This is a genomic window from Halobaculum halobium (assembly GCF_030127145.1).
Lineage (GTDB): Archaea > Halobacteriota > Halobacteria > Halobacteriales > Haloferacaceae > Halobaculum > Halobaculum halobium.
Window position 1 is genome coordinate 117,514 of the sequence record NZ_CP126160.1, and the last position, 17,238, is coordinate 134,751.

Annotated in this window: 15 protein-coding genes; 13 read left to right on the forward strand and 2 right to left on the reverse strand. The window is 61.8% G+C overall.

The features are described from left to right. The first annotated feature begins 6 nt into the window (after positions 1–6). Genes P0Y41_RS17550 through P0Y41_RS17570 form a run of 5 tightly spaced genes read left to right on the forward strand, consistent with a single transcriptional unit; the run spans position 7 to position 9,564 of the window. Positions 7–1,128 carry a TraC-like domain-containing protein gene (locus P0Y41_RS17550; protein WP_284063825.1) on the forward strand — a complete coding sequence of 374 codons (1,122 nt, stop codon included), beginning with the start codon at positions 7–9 and terminating at the stop codon, positions 1,126–1,128. Then, the gene (locus P0Y41_RS17555) at positions 1,112–3,346 is read left to right on the forward strand and encodes a VirB4 family type IV secretion system protein (protein WP_284063826.1); all 2,235 of its coding nucleotides are present in this window, start codon (positions 1,112–1,114) and stop codon (positions 3,344–3,346) included. Before P0Y41_RS17550 ends, P0Y41_RS17555 begins: the two co-directional genes overlap by 17 nt. Beyond that, complete coding sequence (locus tag P0Y41_RS17560) at positions 3,339–7,160, forward strand: ATP-binding protein (protein ID WP_284063827.1); 3,822 nt, start codon at positions 3,339–3,341, stop codon at positions 7,158–7,160. The genes P0Y41_RS17555 and P0Y41_RS17560 overlap by 8 nt, the downstream gene beginning before the upstream one ends. Further along, positions 7,157–8,041, forward strand: a complete 885-nt coding sequence (locus tag P0Y41_RS17565; protein ID WP_284063828.1) for a bifunctional DNA primase/polymerase — start codon at positions 7,157–7,159, stop codon at positions 8,039–8,041. Before P0Y41_RS17560 ends, P0Y41_RS17565 begins: the two co-directional genes overlap by 4 nt. Continuing rightward, positions 8,038–9,564 (forward strand): primase-associated protein, encoded by a 1,527-nt coding sequence (locus tag P0Y41_RS17570; RefSeq protein ID WP_284063829.1) that lies wholly within the window; start codon positions 8,038–8,040, stop codon positions 9,562–9,564. The genes P0Y41_RS17565 and P0Y41_RS17570 overlap by 4 nt, the downstream gene beginning before the upstream one ends. Before the next feature lie 100 nt (positions 9,565–9,664). On the opposite strand, the gene P0Y41_RS17575 is transcribed toward P0Y41_RS17570, so the two are convergent. Continuing rightward, positions 9,665–11,437: a hypothetical protein gene (locus tag P0Y41_RS17575; protein WP_284063830.1), complete on the reverse strand. Its 1,773-nt coding sequence runs from the start codon at positions 11,435–11,437 to the stop codon at positions 9,665–9,667. Between the two features lie 660 nt (positions 11,438–12,097). Between P0Y41_RS17575 and P0Y41_RS17580 the strand changes: the two genes are divergently transcribed. The 6 genes from P0Y41_RS17580 to P0Y41_RS17605 all read left to right on the forward strand — a co-directional run bounded on the left by P0Y41_RS17580 (position 12,098) and on the right by P0Y41_RS17605 (position 15,119). Next, complete coding sequence (locus tag P0Y41_RS17580) at positions 12,098–12,538, forward strand: DUF8030 family protein (RefSeq protein WP_284063831.1); 441 nt, start codon at positions 12,098–12,100, stop codon at positions 12,536–12,538. A gap of 181 nt (positions 12,539–12,719) precedes the next feature. Beyond that, positions 12,720–13,265 carry a hypothetical protein gene (locus tag P0Y41_RS17585; RefSeq protein ID WP_284063832.1) on the forward strand — a complete coding sequence of 182 codons (546 nt, stop codon included), beginning with the start codon at positions 12,720–12,722 and terminating at the stop codon, positions 13,263–13,265. A 73-nt stretch (positions 13,266–13,338) separates the two neighbouring features. Further along, positions 13,339–13,629, forward strand: a complete 291-nt coding sequence (locus P0Y41_RS17590; RefSeq protein WP_095637973.1) for a DUF8069 family protein — start codon at positions 13,339–13,341, stop codon at positions 13,627–13,629. Further along, positions 13,629–13,964 (forward strand): DUF7558 family protein, encoded by a 336-nt coding sequence (locus tag P0Y41_RS17595; protein WP_284063833.1) that lies wholly within the window; start codon positions 13,629–13,631, stop codon positions 13,962–13,964. Before P0Y41_RS17590 ends, P0Y41_RS17595 begins: the two co-directional genes overlap by 1 nt. A 49-nt stretch (positions 13,965–14,013) precedes the next feature. Further along, positions 14,014–14,613, forward strand: a complete 600-nt coding sequence (locus P0Y41_RS17600; protein ID WP_284063834.1) for a DUF7437 domain-containing protein — start codon at positions 14,014–14,016, stop codon at positions 14,611–14,613. Next, positions 14,610–15,119 carry a PIN domain-containing protein gene (locus P0Y41_RS17605; protein ID WP_284063835.1) on the forward strand — a complete coding sequence of 170 codons (510 nt, stop codon included), beginning with the start codon at positions 14,610–14,612 and terminating at the stop codon, positions 15,117–15,119. Before P0Y41_RS17600 ends, P0Y41_RS17605 begins: the two co-directional genes overlap by 4 nt. Before the next feature lie 2 nt (positions 15,120–15,121). On the opposite strand, the gene P0Y41_RS17610 is transcribed toward P0Y41_RS17605, so the two are convergent. Then, positions 15,122–15,382: a MarR family transcriptional regulator gene (locus P0Y41_RS17610; protein ID WP_099254209.1), complete on the reverse strand. Its 261-nt coding sequence runs from the start codon at positions 15,380–15,382 to the stop codon at positions 15,122–15,124. 121 nt (positions 15,383–15,503) lie between these two features. Between P0Y41_RS17610 and P0Y41_RS17615 the strand changes: the two genes are divergently transcribed. Next, positions 15,504–15,764 (forward strand): HalOD1 output domain-containing protein, encoded by a 261-nt coding sequence (locus tag P0Y41_RS17615; protein ID WP_204749961.1) that lies wholly within the window; start codon positions 15,504–15,506, stop codon positions 15,762–15,764. A 581-nt stretch (positions 15,765–16,345) separates the two neighbouring features. Next, on the forward strand, positions 16,346–17,212 hold the full coding sequence (locus tag P0Y41_RS17620) for a DNA-binding protein (RefSeq protein WP_284063836.1): 867 nt from the start codon (positions 16,346–16,348) through the stop codon (positions 17,210–17,212). Positions 17,213–17,238 lie beyond the last annotated feature (26 nt).

A 17,238-nucleotide genomic window follows, 5' to 3' on the forward strand; every position in this document is an offset into this window, starting at 1 on the left:
CAATCCATGTCCATCGACGAAGACGCAGCCGCACGGCGCATCATGGACCAGTTCGGTGAGGAGAGTCGCATCCCCTACCTCAACATCGAGGAAGGCGACGTCGGCGTCCTGATCGCCTTCCCGATCGTCGGCCTGTTCATCGCCGGCCTCACCGGCATCGAATCACTCGCCCTGCCGTTCGTCGCAGGTGGCTTCGGGTTCGGCGTCGCGATCGTCTACGTCTCGCCCGACCACCTCAACGCGTGGACGTGGACGAAAGACGTCTATCGCTACGTCAAGCGCCCCCAGATCACGTTCAGCGCCCCGGAGGAGGCCGACAGTAGTACCAACGAGACAGAGCGCAACGAGGGCGGGCTCGCGAACTACACGCCGTTCAAGCCCGACGAGCGGACGCAGGACCTCACGAACATCGAACGGGCGTGGCCGGGCGCTGGCGCGATCCAGCGCGCGGACGGCACGATGGAGGCGTTCATCGAGATCGACCCCGGCAACATGGATTTCGCGATGTCCGACGACTGGGCACAGCTCCAAGACGCCGGCGAAGAGTTCGCCAACAAGGAACTGGATTCGAAACTCAAACTTCACGCGACGACCCGCTCGTTCCCGGTCGAACAGATTACCGAGAACATCGAAGATCGCCTGAACGACGAGGACGTCAAAGAAAATCCGATCTTCCGGGAACTCCTCGAGGAGTATCGGGAGACGCGGCCGAAGGAGATGCGCGAACGGGGTATCCAGCAGATGCGGTACTACATCGGCGTCCAAGTCACCCCGCTGGAGGTCTATGACCGCTTCCGAGACGAGGGGACACCGGCCGAGAAGCTGACGCAGTTCCCCGTCATCGGGTTCCTGTTCAACCCGTTCGTCACCCGCCGCGAGGACCTCACCGACGTCGAGCGCCGCGCACAGATGTTCGAGAAACTGGATAGCCGAGTCAACGACGTGCGGTCGGAGTTCATCCAGCAGGCGTCTGGCTGGTCCGCACGTCGGCTCAGCACGGTCGAGCTCTTCGTGTTGAATATGGACTTCTGGAACGGCCGCGAACACGAGTACGACGCCGCAGAGAGCGTCGTTCGCGAACAACCCATCATCGGTCATTCGCGCCGGGAGGATGACCACGATGCGTAACCTCGTCCTCCAGACGGGCAGCGGAGCCGTCGGCCAGCTCACAGAGTGGCTCACGAACCCAACCTCAGCTGAAGGTGCGGCTCTCTACATCCTACTCGCGGTACTGGTCGGGATCGGCGGGAAATTCCTCTGGGACTGGTACACCGAAGACGACGAGGAAGAGGTCGAGTTCTCGGACCTGCTCGACGAGGAAACCATCGAACAGGGCGCGGCCGAACGCCAGCTCCTCGACGACATCGCCGAGTCACACAAGACGGTGACGGCGCCGGCGACGATCGAGTGGGAGACGCGCGCGGCACGGGTCGGCGAGCAGTGGACGACGACGCTGTACATCGCTGATTACCCGGACTACCCCAACGACGGCTACCTCTCCGAGCTCTTCGAGATGACCGACGTGCAGTTCGATTTGACGGCCCACATCTCGCCGAAGAACCAGGAGCGGGCGCGGAACGAACTGCAGGATATCGCTGACGACCTCCAGGTGGATGCTGACCTCGAACAGAGTGTCCGGAGTGCCTACCTACAGGAACGCGCCAACGAGGCCGCAGCGACGTACAAGGCCGTCGAGAATGGCGCGAACGTCTTCGACCAGGGGATGTTCATCACGGTACGAGCCGACGAGAAGGAGGACCTCCGGGATGCCGTCCAGAAGGTCAAGAGCGCGCTCCGCGACGATCCGGCGAACCTCACACCGAAGACGGCGATCTGTCGGCAGGATCTCGCCCTCCAGTCCGCCGCGCCCATCGGCGACAACGAGTTCGGGCGGACGTCGATCGCACTCGGCGGCGCCGTCGGGGCGTTGCTCTCCTCACCGCACAACGCGACGATTCTCGAGGAGGGCGGCGTCGAGTTCGGGATTCACAAGGACAACCAGAGCCCGGTGGTCATTGACCCGTTCGCCCGGGACAACGGGTACGCAATGTTCACCGTTGGGGACACCGGTTCGGGGAAGTCGTTCAGTTCGAAGCAGAACTTCATCCGCTCGATCGAGCAGAGCAAGGACCGTATCGGCATTATCCTTGAGCCGTTGAACAACTGGGCCGGCGTCGCGGAAGCGCTCGACGCCAAACGCATCACTGTCGGCGGGACGCTCGGGCTGAACCCCTTGGAGATTCGGGAGACGCCCGAGCACGTCCAGCGGGCGATGGGCGAGGACGCCAGCCCGTTCAACGAGAAGCTCGACGACGCGATGAGCTTCCTCACCAACTTCTTCGCCCTCCGCGGCATCTCGCTGGGCGACCGCCGGACAACACTCGAACTCGGGCTCAAGCGGGCGTACAAGCGAAACGGGATTACCGACGACATCTCGACGCACGGCAACCCGAGCCCGACGATTCAGGATATGATGGACGTCTTCGAGGACATGGTTGACGACCCCGAGGAGTTCGTCGTCCGGTCCGACGAGGAGGCGGGGAAGATCAAGGAAGACGCGACGTGGCTACTCGACCAGCTCCGCCCCTTCGAGGACGACGGTCGGCACGCCAACCTCGGCCAAGAGTCCGACTTCGACATTCGGGACGAGAAGGTTATCTACCTCGATCTCGCCCAGCAGGAGGGCAGCGTCGACAGCAGCACGGCGCTGACGATGCAGTTGCTCATCTCGCTCGTCTACGAGCGGGCGAAAGTCTCGGAGAAGGAGGTCGTGTTCTACATCGACGAGGCGCGGTACATCATGCAGGACGCCGCGAGCCTGGCGTTTCTTGAAACGGTGTTCCGTCACCACCGCCACCACGACCTCTCGATCCGGCTGGTCACGCAGACGGTCGACGAGTTCTTCGAGCACGCCGAATCCGAGGCGATCCTGGATCAGTGTGCAGTCAAGCAGTTCCACCGCCTCGACGGGATGGACGAGGAGTGGGCCGACGAGTTCGGGCTGAACTACGCGCAGATGCGGTTCGTCCAGGACGCCGTGCCGGGCAACGAGGACGCCGGCTTCTCCGAGGCCCTCGTGGGCGTCGACGGCGAGTGGCGCGGTATCCAGGTCAAAGCGATGCCCAAGGAGAAGCAGGTCATCGACTTCGACCCGACCTCACAGATCCGGTCCTCGCTGCCCGGCGCCGGCGACGACGCCGTCGATACCGAGATGGAGGAGTTCCAGGAAGAGCTCGAACACCGAGCAACGAACGGAACGAACGAAACGAGCGAACTGAACGAGGAATCAGACGCCGTCGAAGCTGAGCCAGACGGCGGGACTACGGAGGACACCAACGATGGCTGAGTACCTGCGCGTCACGCCGACATCCGAGCGGCTTGACCCGGAGAGCATCCCCCGAGTCCTCGACAGCCTCCACAAACTGACCACGCCCGGCTCGTCGGGCCTCGGGGCGAAGCTGAACCCACTCCACAGTGAGACACCACCCCGATTCGAGTTCATCGCAATCAGTGATGGACCCGACGACCCGGTGGAGTTCTTCTACGGGGCCGACGCCCACCTCGATACGCTTGAGAAGCGCCTCCGATCCATCTATCCGGCCACGTTCGACATCGAGCGCGTCGACGTCGACGTCGCCGCCCGGCTCATTCAGCCAGTCGAGTTCACACCGCAGGAATTCGTCGACCACTACGAGGCCGGGCGGCTGCAGTACGAGTTTGACCCGGCAGAACAGTACGATATCGACGAGGAATCAGTGGATTCCGAGGCAGCCGAAGCAGACCCCGTTGTCGACGGCGGTTCGGCAACCACGAGCGTCCCCGATCATCACGTTACTGTCGGGGGCTCAGCCCTCGAACTAGCGCCGCCCGATGCACTTCCAGACGACGAGGAAGAGCGACGGGCCATCGAGAAGCCGACGATGACACCGACGGGAACGATTCTAGCTCGCCCGGCACAAGACGCTGTCTCGCCGCTCGGTGTCCGGTGGTGTGGCTCCGCGTCGCGGAAGCAGGACTGGATGACCTCGCTGACGCCGTTCACAGCGGAGGAAACGAACGGCGATCTCTCGTCCGTCGACGAGCCCGGCGCGGCGCTGGCGTCGCTGATCGACCACTTGATGGAGGCGACAGCGCCGACCGCGTTCCAAGTCGTCTTCCAACGGCGTGCTAGCTGGCAGTCCGACTCGGAGGTACGGAAAGAGGACCTCGTCGACGGCCGGGATACGTTCTTCCAGGAAGTCGTCGGGTCGTTGCTCGAGGTCGAGGAGCAACGGAGCGACCAGGACGACCGGCAGCTCAGCGAGGCCGTCGAGAAGCGCATCGAGTACATCGACGCGAAGAACGCCAAACGGTCGTTCACGGTCAACATCCGGGCCGTCGGCGTCCCCACCGACACCATCCGCGACGACCTCGATGGTCGGATGGACTCGCTCCTCCCGGTGTTCGACCCGCTTGATGGTCCGTTCTACGAGGTCGAGGGACAACGCCTCCGAGACAGCGGCTTCCGTGAGAAAACCAAGGAGAAGAAGGCACGGGCCGCTCTCCAGCGCCTCCTCAATCGCGAGTTGACGACGGGCCGGGGGAAGACCCGCCCCGAGCTGGTCCTCTGTGGGACGGAGCTCGCGAACTTCGTTCTCGTCCCCTCCTCCGAACAGTTGACCGTCGAAGGGACGCGAGGAACGAGGGCCGAACAGCAGAGTCGGAACCCGCTCCCGTGGCCGAATCCGGATCTAATCCAGCAGTTCCAAGACGGGATGGCAATCGGCTACGCGCTCGACGAGAACGGTGAGCCACGGCCGGATCCCATTCGGATTCCGCCGGACCTGTTGCCGACGCATTACGGGCGGTTCGCGTCGACTGGTGGCGGGAAGTCGAAGGCCATCATCAACGACGCCCTCTCGCTCCGCGAGTCGACGGGTGGCCCCGTCGTCCTCGTCGACCCGAAGGGGGACGGAATGTGTGAGAACTACCTGCGCTGCCACTACGAACGGTTTGGTGGCCTCGACGACGTCTACCACTTCCGCGTCCCAGAGACCATCCCCGCGTTCTCGTTCTTCGACATCCGCCCCGCGCTCGAAGCAGGTCGCAACCGGGAGGACGCGATTCAGGACAAAGTCGACCACTTCCACGACATCCTTCGGATGATTATGGGTCGCGAGCAGTACGGCCAGGCGTTCGTCGCGAACGAGATTCTGAGCTACCTGATCAAGGCGCTGTTCGACGAGGAATACGGGAGCGATGTGTTCGGGCTGGACGACCTCTTCGCCGCCGCGCTCCGGATGCAGCGCGACCAGACGATTCCCCCGGTCTCGGCGGACAACCAGAACATCGAGGAATCACTGACGCGCCACTTCGCGAAGGACAACCACCAGTTCCAGGTGTCGATGGACGCCGTCGGGAACCGCCTCGACAAGCTCAAAGAGGACGCGCATCTTCGGCGGATCTTCAGCCACGTCCCCAAGCAGAATGACGCCGGCGAGTATGTCGACAACCGCTTCGACTTCCGCGAGTTCCTCGATGAAGACGCCACCATCATCTTCGACCTCGGCGACCTGCGGCCGGAGGCCCAACGAGCGATCACACTCCTACTGTTGAGCAACCTCTGGGACGCCGTGCAGGTGCGCCGGCGCGACGATCAGACCGACTATGAGAAGCTCACGAACCTCATCATCGAGGAGGCGGCGCCGGTCGCGTCGACGAAGCTCGTCTCCGAGCAACTACTGCCGCAGGGCCGATCGTTCGGGCTGAGTATGGGGCTCGTGATGCAGTTCCCTGAACAGGTGCGGAACCGGAACGAGCGGGCCTACGACGAGGTACTGAACAACATCAAGACGAAGCTCATCGGCAATATCTCGATCGAGCGCGACCTCGCGGAGTCCCTTGCCCACGAGGACCTCAGCCCGACCGAACTCCGCAACCGTATCAATACGCTCCCAAGTGGCGAGTGGATCGCACAGCTCCCCAGTCCGTCGTTCGGCGAGACTGGGCCGCCGCCGTTTTCGCTGAAGCCGCTCCCGATTGCGCCGGGCCATCCAGAAAGCGACCAGCCGCTCACAGAGTCCCAGGAAGACCATTTCGAGTCCGTGTCCCGGCCACGGATGGTCGAGCGAACACAGGCCCAGTACGGGCTGACAGAGCCGACTGAGTCGAACACTACTCCGGAGGAGACCGGCTGGGGGAGTTCGGGGGCCGAGACGACGGGCTCGGCTGCCGACGGCGATGCAGCGACCGACCCGACGCAATCCGCGTTCATCAGCGACTCGACGACCGAGGACGCGTCGACGTCGACCACCCAGGTCGAGACGGACAGCGACCCAGATGCAGACGAGTCAGGGATAAGCCCCCTGTTCGGGCAGGCCACCGAGACGGACAAGGAGTCAGCTGCTGACCAAGCAGCGGGGCCGGAGAACGGGGCAACACCCGTTCAGGAAAGTAGCGTGCCCGTCCCCGATGACGAACTCCAACAACGCGGGCTCAGCCGTGACGACGTCCGATTCCTGAATCGGGTCCTCGACGTGATGAACCGAGAGGACGACGAGTACACGCTACTGGACAGGATGAGCCAGCTTCAGGACGAATACGACGACCTCCATGTGGAGCGGCTCACGGAACAGGACCTCCTGGAAGCGGACTCCGCGGCGGGGCGCAAGTACTACACCGTCCTCCCAGACGGTCGAGACCTCCTCGGGAGAGAATTGAAGGCGGGGCCAGGAGCGGGCGATCTCGGCGAGAAAACGCCGCATAAGGTTGGCGTCCGGCTCCTCGAGCTGTGGCTCCAGCAGCGGGACGACGTCGGTCGCGTGGGGCCGTACTACGAAACCGAAGACGGCACGGTACTGGACGTGGCCGGCTTCGACGAGGACGGCGAGCTTGTCTGGGCCGGCGAAGCAGAGCTCGCGAGTAACAACCGGCACGCCCCGGTCGAGGATTACGACAAACTCAGCGCGGTGGACGCCGACGCAATCTGGGCCTTCAACAATCGCGAGACGGCGCTCGACGTCCTGGATAGCCTTGCCGACGCCGATCGGATCGGCGAGCGGGTCAGCGGGCGGGCGGCACGGTCGTTCGCGACCATCAGAGACGCTGTCGACGAGTTCGATGCTGCGGGCCTGACCACCGTTCGGGGCTTCAAAAATCTCGACCAAGAACTCAACCAATGACCTGGCGACAGGCGACCCGCGAGGAGATTTACGCCTACTACGCCGAGGAGTTCCCCCGCTATCTGGACGACCTGCCGGAATTCATCACGGCGAACGGTCCGAAACAGTACGCCATCGCCTTCCGAGAGTCCCACCCGGTTCGCAAAGACGAGGTACCGGCCAAGGACTTCATCCGGCGGGATACGTGGCAGACAGATCCGTCGGGGTACCGAACGACATCCGAGTTCAACGACTTCGAGGACGTCGTCGACTTCATTCGACACCCCGCTCGCAACGACCCGCTGGGGCGGAGCAAGTTCGCGCTTGCTGATCCGGAGGTGCTGGAACAACCGGACCCACGTCCCGACGCCGTCTACTACGCGCTGGATCACTGGGAACGACCCTGGGTCCTCCTCGTCGACATCGACGCGAAAGAGATCGCCCGAGACCGAGCGGACGAGATGGTGTCGGCGGCCGTCGATGATCAGGACGACGATGCGCTCCTCGACGCAGCGGGTATCCTCGACGCCGCTCCCGAGGGGTATCCGTACGACTTCGAAGACGTCGACCGCGCCATCGAGTACGGGTTCGAGGTGCGCGACATCTTCGAGGACGATTTCGACGCCGAGGAGACGATGGTCGTCTACAGCGGGCAGGGTGTCCACGTCTACCTGCTGGATACCGACCCGGCGCACCGATACGACGAGCAGAGTCGCGAAGTGTTGAACGACCTCCTCCTAGAGACGTACGACATCCCGATCGATCCCGTCGTGACGGCCGACCGCCGGCGTGTCGCTCGCCTGCCCTACTCGCTGCACGCCGACGTCTGTAGCATCGTTCAACCAATCGAGAGTCCGGCGTTCGACGTTCGGTCGGCGACACCCGAGGTGATCGACGAATGAGTCCGAGTACCCCCACCGACGACGAGGACATGGCGTATCGGGTTGCGGCACTCCCGCTGGAGTACGGTGAGACCCGCATCAACCAGCTGTTTACGCGTGGCTACAACCGATACGTCGTCGACGGCGAGGACCAACCAGAGGACCTCGTGAACGACGTCGAGCGGTTCGGGACGGCGGCGTTCAAAGAGCAGGTCCGTGTCGACGCCGCCGAAGAGCCGTTCGTCGACGAACCGGGGACGCTCGCCGTGCTCGCGACGCTGAGTGCGATCTGTGTGAAAGAAAACCCGAAGTTCGAGCACGCGTCACCACGGAACATTCAGGTACTCTACGACATCCGAGAGCTGTACGTCAACAATCTCGCCTCCCTCATTCGGGCCCACGGCGATGGGTCGCTCCAACAGGACATCGCCGACGTGCTGTACAGCAAGGAGCCCGGTGAAGATGGCCCGCATCCGGGTCGGGTCTGTACGGGCATCACAGAGATGCCGGAGTTCGGGGAGGGCCTGTACCTCGAAATCCCGATGGCGGCGGCGTCACGCAAATGTCTCGTTCGAGCGGAGGGCGAGTCATCGACGGGGAGTGACGATGGCGGGGAGATACTGACGCGAGTGAAGGACAACAACCTGTACGTCCCGGTCGGTGATTTCGACAGCAAGTATCGGGACTACGCTGAGCGGGCATTCAAGAAGCTCCTGCGGGTGCAAGAAGACGGACTCTCCGACGACCAGCTATCGTGGCTGACCACGAACGAGTCGGCGATTACGGAGCGGATCGACCGCTTCCTCGAGACCGGCCATCACGAGCGAATCTGGCGGAACTGGGGCCGTGGAGAACGGACGATTCGCGTCCTCCGGCGGGCCCTGAGTGACGCGCCCAATGACGTGGCGCAAAAGGGTGAGTTCCACACGGCGAAAGAGCTCTATCGAGCGGTTACGGCGTACGATGCCGAGGATGACTGGGAATCCTCAGTAACAGACTGGATATCGAGTCCGAGCAGTCTCGCGAAGACGCTGGCCGACCACGAGTCCCACTCGGCCGTCACGATCGACCGCGACGGGCGCGTCAATACGTACCGAATCGGGCGAGCCGGAACCGGCGCCGAACAGATCGAAGTGCGAGAGATCGAGGACCTCTTCGAACTCCCCTGTATGGTGAATATGGAGGAGCGACTACACGAGAAGAAGCCCGTCCGGAAGGACCTCTATAACTTCGCGCGGATGGTGATGTGGCTGCCGCATTACCAAGACAGCAGCCTCGACGAGATCGTCGCGGACCTCAAGGACGTCTTCTCCCGGTGGCCGTGGTACGACGAGCAGGAGACCGAGTACCAGGTTCGTTACGAATTCTCGAACACGATCGACGGCGACACGCCGTTGCCGATGAACTGCGATAACGACGATCTACAGCGCTACTGTATCGGCCAGGACCAGTGTCCCTACTCGATCTGGGGCAGCCTCCCGTTCCCGGATGAGATGTACGAGCAGGTTGAGGAGGAGTCCGCCGGCCCCACTGAGCAATTCTGATTCAGAGAGTGGGATATGGCAGCAGTCTATCGTTGGCTTCGCACCGGTATAGTCCTATAATCATACAGTCGATGATAGAAACACTACCCTCAGCAACAACTTATGACGATTGGATCAGCTCGTCCAATTCATCCACAATCCACCCACCAGTAGCCCCCTTTGCAACAATTTCGTGACGAACTCCATCGTTGTACACTAACTCTAGCTCCCGGTGATATTCCGGCCCAAAGCGCCCCTCAATCATCGCCTCCAGACGCCGTAACATGAACTCACTATACTTCCACGGCAATGATCCCTCTTCATACTCTCTCAAGTCGCTACACCTCGTGAATAGGATTTCCGTGATATACTTCTTGAACTGGTGTGGAATCTCTTCAGTCGTCAGAATCTCTTGGTGACACGACAACATAATCTCTACTGCCGACTTAGGAATGGTTCCACCTCGATCTCGCCGATACGATTCTAGCGCTATGAATTCGTCAAAGTCACCATCCTCATCCTTCACATCATACTCGTCGTTTTTAACCAGCTGCTCCATAATCCGGAGTAAATCTCCCATGTTACTGATCATCTCATACATTAATCGGGAGTAGTCGTTCGGCCATTCGCTATCTGGATCAGTTTCCTCCGTATTCTCGTAGTTCTCGCACATTAGGCGCGTCATCGATTCGTAATAATACAACCACATATGCCAGTCAATTCGCTGGTAGAACGCCTCACGCACCATAATATCAAAGAAACTGATGGCGATGAAGAGCGGGTCGTTAAACACGTAGTCCTTCGAGCGATTCACGGATGTCAACCGCTGAGCGTTGTACTTATCGTAGTCCTTCGTTCCCTGATCGCGCAGCATCTCTTTGGCCGTATCCCCGACCGGCTTGTACGCATCTAATTCCTCAGCACGAGAGCAATCCGAGAACAACGCATGCAACAACCGATTATCGGGATCAACTCGATATCGGTAGATCCCGTCCATCGACATATTATTCGAGATTTCTTGATACAGCAAGCTGTTTTCTTCTCGAAGGAGCGTTGTGAGGTACTGGTGCGTAACGTCTCGACGCCGAAACCCGTCGAGGTCGGTGTCTAAGATGATGTCAATCCCGAGCCCAGGGTCAAGAATTGGGTGTTTAGCGCCGAATTCAGGGTCCAACAGCAGAGTTTCTGTGTAACTGGAGGCGCCTTCTGCCGAGTCTGCAAGCCGGTACCGTAGCGCTGCGAGGTAGTATGTTGCTTGCCGACGCTTCAGTTCAAAGCTGTCTCGTACACGCTCACGAGCAGTTTGCTCTGCGTTATCTTCCTCTACATATTTGATCAAAGGCGAAGAGTCATCGAGTTCTTCTGCTTCTTCTTCAGTCTCGATAAGGGTGTGTGTGACTGTAATATCGATGTCTCGCCATTGTTGTTCACTCGGTGGAGTGGGTTTCTTCGGGTGGTCGATAAGGGGTGTATAGTTGTCCCGAAGCACTTCCACGAGCGTAGCGTATTCGCCCCGGTTGTAGAGGTCTCGAAGTGTGGATAAGAGCATTTGTTCGTTGCGAATACGCACGCTTTTGCTTAGGAAGACTCCGAGGAATATGCCCATGATCGTGATGGCCGCAGCTAACTGGATGAATTCGATTTCGAGAGCAGTGATTTCGATAGGGGATTGTGTGTAAGAGGTAGTCAGGCTCCAAAGTGTGGTATTGTCGGTGTTCTGTAAGTAGATGCTTCCGGCGTAGCTCGCTAGAACGGTCAGTCCGAGAGCTGTGAGAAGGGCTGCAAAAGGTTTGTTCCAGAGTGTATAGGTAACTCGGAGCTGTCGATAACGCGGTAGAACGCTGTAGATGGCGACAATGGTGGCGAAAAGTGTGAATATAAATAATTCCGCCATTTTCCAGGGAGTGGTTCTCGAGGTTTATTAACTGTAAGTATTTGCACAGCCGTCTATCCAGCGACAATCAGATGGAACATCAAGCAAGATACGCGCCCCGTGTTCAGCACGTCAGCTGAAACCCATCAAAACAGATGAATTATAAGAATTTCCTAGGTAGTAGAAACAGATCCACTATAACCCCGTCGAGCAATTGTCAGCGTCTGACACAGCCGAAATCGAGGGAATCGGGGATATTCCACAATTCGAAGTGCCGAGTCGGAGGGTTTTGAGAGGTTCAGTCCAGGTGAAGCAACGGTTCCAAGTTATCCAGATACGGCCGTAATCACCTTCGTTACCCTGCCGTCGAGCAATTTTTGAGATTACGGCATTACTCCGGAACTCGTCGAGGTATCTTCTACCGCCTCAAATCGGCCCGACGGGGTTCTTCTTCGATTTGAGGGCGTCATATTGTCTTGCATATCGCGGTTTTCGTCCAAAGAAAGAGGCGATATGCAGTGTGCGAAGGCCGCCGGCTCTCTCAGGCCGAGGGGCCCATCACAGGGGTAGCGGAATTACGGAATTATCAGATTTAGCGCATTGGTTGACAGGGTGCGTTTCGGTGGTGTCTGTTGCCCCCGCGAGGGGGTGGCGGGGCGCATCACGTGCCCCCGATAGACGATGGCTTCGGAACAACGCAGCAGGGAACGAGCAGCGGATCATGCAGGAACTACCTCCGACGATGAGGCGCCGTGGGCGGACCTCGAGATGGCGGTTCCGACCGACCGGGATCACGCGTCGGTCGTCGCCCTCGTGGAGTGTGCCCTCGTCGAGCTCACACACGAGGCTGTGGGCGCCGTCTTCGTCTCCCGCCAGTTCGGGCGGTCGACGCGGACGCAGTACGTCGCTGCCGACGACGTCGGCGAGCAGTTCCAGAAACGGCACTTCGACGACCGGCTTGGCTGGCACGAGACCACTGTCCCTCGACGAACCGTTCGCGACGAGCTCATCACCCAGCTCACGCGGTCGGCCTCAACGCCGGCAGAGGGGGCAGGTGAGAGAGCAGCCAGCGAGCCAGACACCTTCGTCGTGAAGCCAGTTCGAGAGCTCCGAACGCCGTAGCAGCAGCCTTAACCAACACGCGGAACCGATACCGGCACAGTGTTGGTTAACGCTGGGGCTGGATCCACTCCCTCGCCCCCACCCACCGCCCGACTCCTCGAGTGAGTGAATCCTGGCGACCGGTCGGCTCGAATGGCCGTCGCGACGGGTTTTATCGGGCCACTATTCGTCGAGAGCGAGTATGGTCGTCGTCGAGGAGCTCACCAAACTGAGCGAACGCCGTACCCAAACCTCGTCCGAGGCGTTTCCGGATGATTCGTTGGCGTCGATTCGGTCGGCTGTCGAGGCCGTCCCAGCAAGCGTCTTCGACGGCTCGACGAAACACACAGAGGTCGGTGGGTTCGATGCCGCGATCGCCGACGGGCTCTCGCAGTACGAGTACGAAGGGGACGCCACCGGCGGCTACAACCCGAACTGCAAGCTCTGGTCGCATCAGGGGTTTAACTACAGCGTCGACCTCTACGACGCCGACGCCCGCATCGCCATCGAGGTCGAGAAGAGCAAGCGGAAGAACGTCAGCGACGACCTCCTGAAGTTCCAAAAGGGGTACCGCACCCAGAAGGACGGCCGGCCGAAGATCGAGTTCGGCTGTCTGGTGGTGCCGGTGAACTATCTCGGCCGGCATAACCTCTACCAGCATAGCCTGACCAAGCTCGACTTCATGAAGGGCGTCCTGTTCATCGACGACGTCGCCGTCATCGGCTATCGCGACCCCAGACCGGACTGAAGCTGTCCGTCTTGACTGTTTATCGGCGCCGGAAGGCGTGCAGCGCGCGACAGTGTGCGCTGCGTGACTCACCATGCCTGGTCCCGATCCGCACGACGACACGAGTCGCGACTACGAACGGTTCGAGAAAGAACAGCTCGCCCAGGACCGCGACGCCACCAGCGTCGACACGGCGGACATCGACGACACGACGGCCCAGCGCCTGGTCAGCGACCTCGTCGACGCGGACGTCGTCACTCCGGTTCCTGAAGACCAAGTTCTGGTTCACGAGCCGAGCGGCACCACGTTCGACTCGATGACACAGCTGGCCGTCTTCCACCGTGGCTGGACGGCCGGCCGCGACGCCGACGGGGAGGGCGAGTGATGCAGCAAACCCTCGTTGGCTGTGCGTTCTGCGACGCACCGCCTGGTACCGAGACTGGCGAGGCGCATACTTGGGGGCAGGACGAACGGGTCACCCACCCGATCTGCGTCGACTGCGCGATTCAGACGGAGCCGGATCCCGACGAGCGCGATCACGTCGCCTGTGACGGCTGTGGGCTGGTCGTCGACACGCTCGCAGCGCTCACGCGGTTCCGGGTCGAACTCGGGCATCTAGAAGGCCCGGTACAGCTGTGCGCCCGCTGTAGTCCGGGCGGGCTCGCGACGTACTGGACGCGCGACCTCGAGGAGCATCTCGTCGCAACGCCGCCGGAGTGACCCAAACACTCTTTACTGATTCGCTGTAAACTGTAATCAAGAACGGATCGTGTCACGCACCTCAAACTGCGCCGACGGCGACATCGTCCAGGACTTCCTCTCGGTCGCGGATCTCCTCGAAGAGCCACAGCTGGCTCAGCTGTACGCGTACCTCGCTCGGGAGGGCGAGGCGACCGTCCAAGACGTAATGGACGACCTCGAGCTCGCCCAGGGGACCGCCTACAGTTACGTCAACCGGCTCGTCGACGCCGGCGTCGTCGACGTCACCGACGACGAGCAGCCACGCCGGTACGCCGCCCGGGAGATCGACCTGACCGTGACGACGGCCGCCGGTGACCGCGAGTACACGATCACGCCGGCGCTCATCGACGCCGTCGGCCGCCGCGAGACGGACGCCGACATCGACACCTACATCGACCGCCACGGCGTCGCCGGCCTCGCGACCGCGCTCACCTACGCGGTCGCCCGCGAGCGCGGCGAGGTGACCCACCGGCTGATGGCGGAGGATCTGGACATCTCGCCGTTGGCTGCGGAGATGATCCTCCAGGCGCTCCGGCCCGTCGTCCACGAGCACTACGACATCGAGGAGTCAGGGACGGGACTCGACGAGTTGGACATCGACGACGGCGACGGCGCTGACGACGCGTGAGCCGGCTCCACATCGCCGACACCGGCCTATTCGTCGCGATGGGACAGCCCTCGAACAGTCGGTACCAGGCCGTTCGGCGGTTCGCTCGCTGGAACGACGTTACCTTCGTCCTGCCCGAACGGGTGTACGAGGAGCTGACTATCGACGATCCGGATGTCGAAAACCCGCCCGTCGACACCGCGATCGACGAGGGCTGGGTGACGGTTGCGGCGCCGCTCGAGTTCTCCGAACCGGTCGTCTCGCGGGTGATGGACGGCGTCCAGCGGTACATCGCGAACGCCGACGACCGCCCTGCCGACGAGGTCGAGCGTGCCGACGCCGCCCTCGCCGCCCTCGCTGCCCAGCATCTCAGCGCGGGAACGGCGACCGAGGCGTACATCTACACGACCGATATCGCGGCCGGCGAAGGGGCCGAAACCGTGCTCGCGAGCGAGGGCTACGGTGACTCGGTGACGTTCGTGAACGGCTTCCGGTTCATCGAGGACCTGGTCGCCGGCGACAGCTGACGCTATTCGGAGTCAAGGTCACGAGCGTCGAGGTCGCCGGCGAGATACTGCTCTCCCGTTCTCGTGATATCGTAGACGCCGTTGCCGAGGTGGACGAGGAGGCCGTATTCGACCAGCGTCTTGCAGCGGGCATTGATGTGTTGGCGGGAGAAGCGAACTCGATCGCTGTCTGCCATTTCCTTTGGGGTATCGGGGCCGGCTTCAGAGAGATGCTCTAGAATGCGGTCATCAGCGCGAGACATCCAGTCGGCGTCAAAGCGCATAATCGCTTCTGGTTGCGCCGACGCTATCCCGAACGCGCTAAGTCAAGTGACGAAGCGTAGCGCTTCTACAGTTGACTCCTTACGTTTTAAACGCCTGCCACCCTAACTCCCGAGCGTTCAGATGCATTCCCCTCCATCGGACAGTTCGGGCGGATCGAATGACCTTCTCGTAGAGATTATTGAGACGCTGGAGACGTGTGGACTCGAGGACGATTCCTACCAGCTCCACGATTACGTCGACCCCGATGCGCTCGAACAGGTGATCGCCTCCGCCGATGAGAACATCACCGTTCAGTTCACTGTCGAGGGGATCCCACTCGATGTATCACCGGACGGTGTGGACGTCATCGTCGAGGACGAATCGCAGTCCGTCGGCGAATAACGACGTGCGGGTCCGAGATAGGAATCGTTCCTGAAAGCCCTCGGCCGCTCGACGTCCCGCGACCACCGCTGCGCGCCTCGTCCCTGCGGTGCTTGCGGGGTCGGGGGACGGCCGAGGCGGCCTCGCCCTTTTTGAGTCCGCCAGGACAGTGGATGGCCCACCGAGCGACGTAGCCGGCTGAACGGGTGCGTACGTGACGGCTCGCCCCGCTCGCCGCTGCCGCCCTCCGCGTCGCTCGCGACCGACCATTCCGGGCGTGCGGGCGCTCTCTGCACCGCCCGCGCCCGTTCCGGGCTAAAGTAAATGTGCCCTCGGCGCCAGCGGGTAAGCGCGAGGGGTTGCGCGGCGTGGCTGCTCACCCCCACGCTTACTCCGCTGGCCGCTCGCTCCGGGCGGGTCGGCGCGCGGTGCTGGTTGGGGCCACCTCATGCAGGCGCGCTCTCGCTCGCGCCCGGTAGGGCGCTCGCGAAGGCGCGAGCGAGAGCGCGCAGATGGTTCTGTCGGTCGTTGTCGTCGGAAAACCGCGATGTAGGAGCATCGCGGTGTCGGCGCGTGAGCGCCTTCGGTCTTTGGTGAGACCAATGTCAAGTAACAGCTCTAGTAGCAAGGTCGTTACGGTGGATGAACAGGCATTCGAAAAAGCGGACGAGCAGGCGGTCGATGAGGACGGCTTCCCGGTCGTCGACGAGACGCCAGAGTTCGAGGCGGCAGTCGAGCAGGAGACGCAGGCCAAGGTCGATGCGAACCACCCGGATGGGATCGCGGACACGAGCGAGGACCGGATTCACGGTGTCACCCTCGAACAGGAGGAGCGTATTCGGGCGCGGGAAGCCGAACTGGAGCGCATCAGTGCCCAGGCCGAGCTGGGAACACAGGACGGTCGCGAGCAGCGCACGCGAGAGGTCGTCAGCGAGCAGTGTGGCCGTGACGAGCCGGCGCCGGCGGAGCGTACGGATCCCCGAGAAAAGCTGACGCAAGAGGAGCTCGCAGAGGTCAACGAGCAAGCCATGCGGATCAGCGACGAAGTGCAGGGCGGCTGGTCGAGATCGGTCGTCGCGAAGCAGTTGGCCGAGAAGGTGCAGCGCGGTCGGGACGTCACGAAGGCGGTGCTGGAAACCCTCGAGGAGCTGAAGGCGGCGCCGGGGGCGATCGTGCCCATCGCGGACGTGCCGGACGTCCCGGTTGGTGAGGTGACGGTCGAAGGAACAATCGAGACCCTCTGGGAGCCTTCCTCCTCAAGCATCCAGCAAGTCGGGCTGATAGCGGATGATAGCGGGAAAATCAAGTTCACCTGCTGGGAGAAATCCGGGCAGACGGTGGTGCGTGAAGGTCAAAAGGTGCGGTTCCGGGCAGCAGCCAAAAACTGGTACGAAGGCCGGTGCTCAATCGCGCTGACCGGGTGGTCGCGGATCGAGTTCCCGGGGCGCGGTCGGTGGTGGGAAGAATAGGCAGTTGAGACAACCTTCTTTTTTGC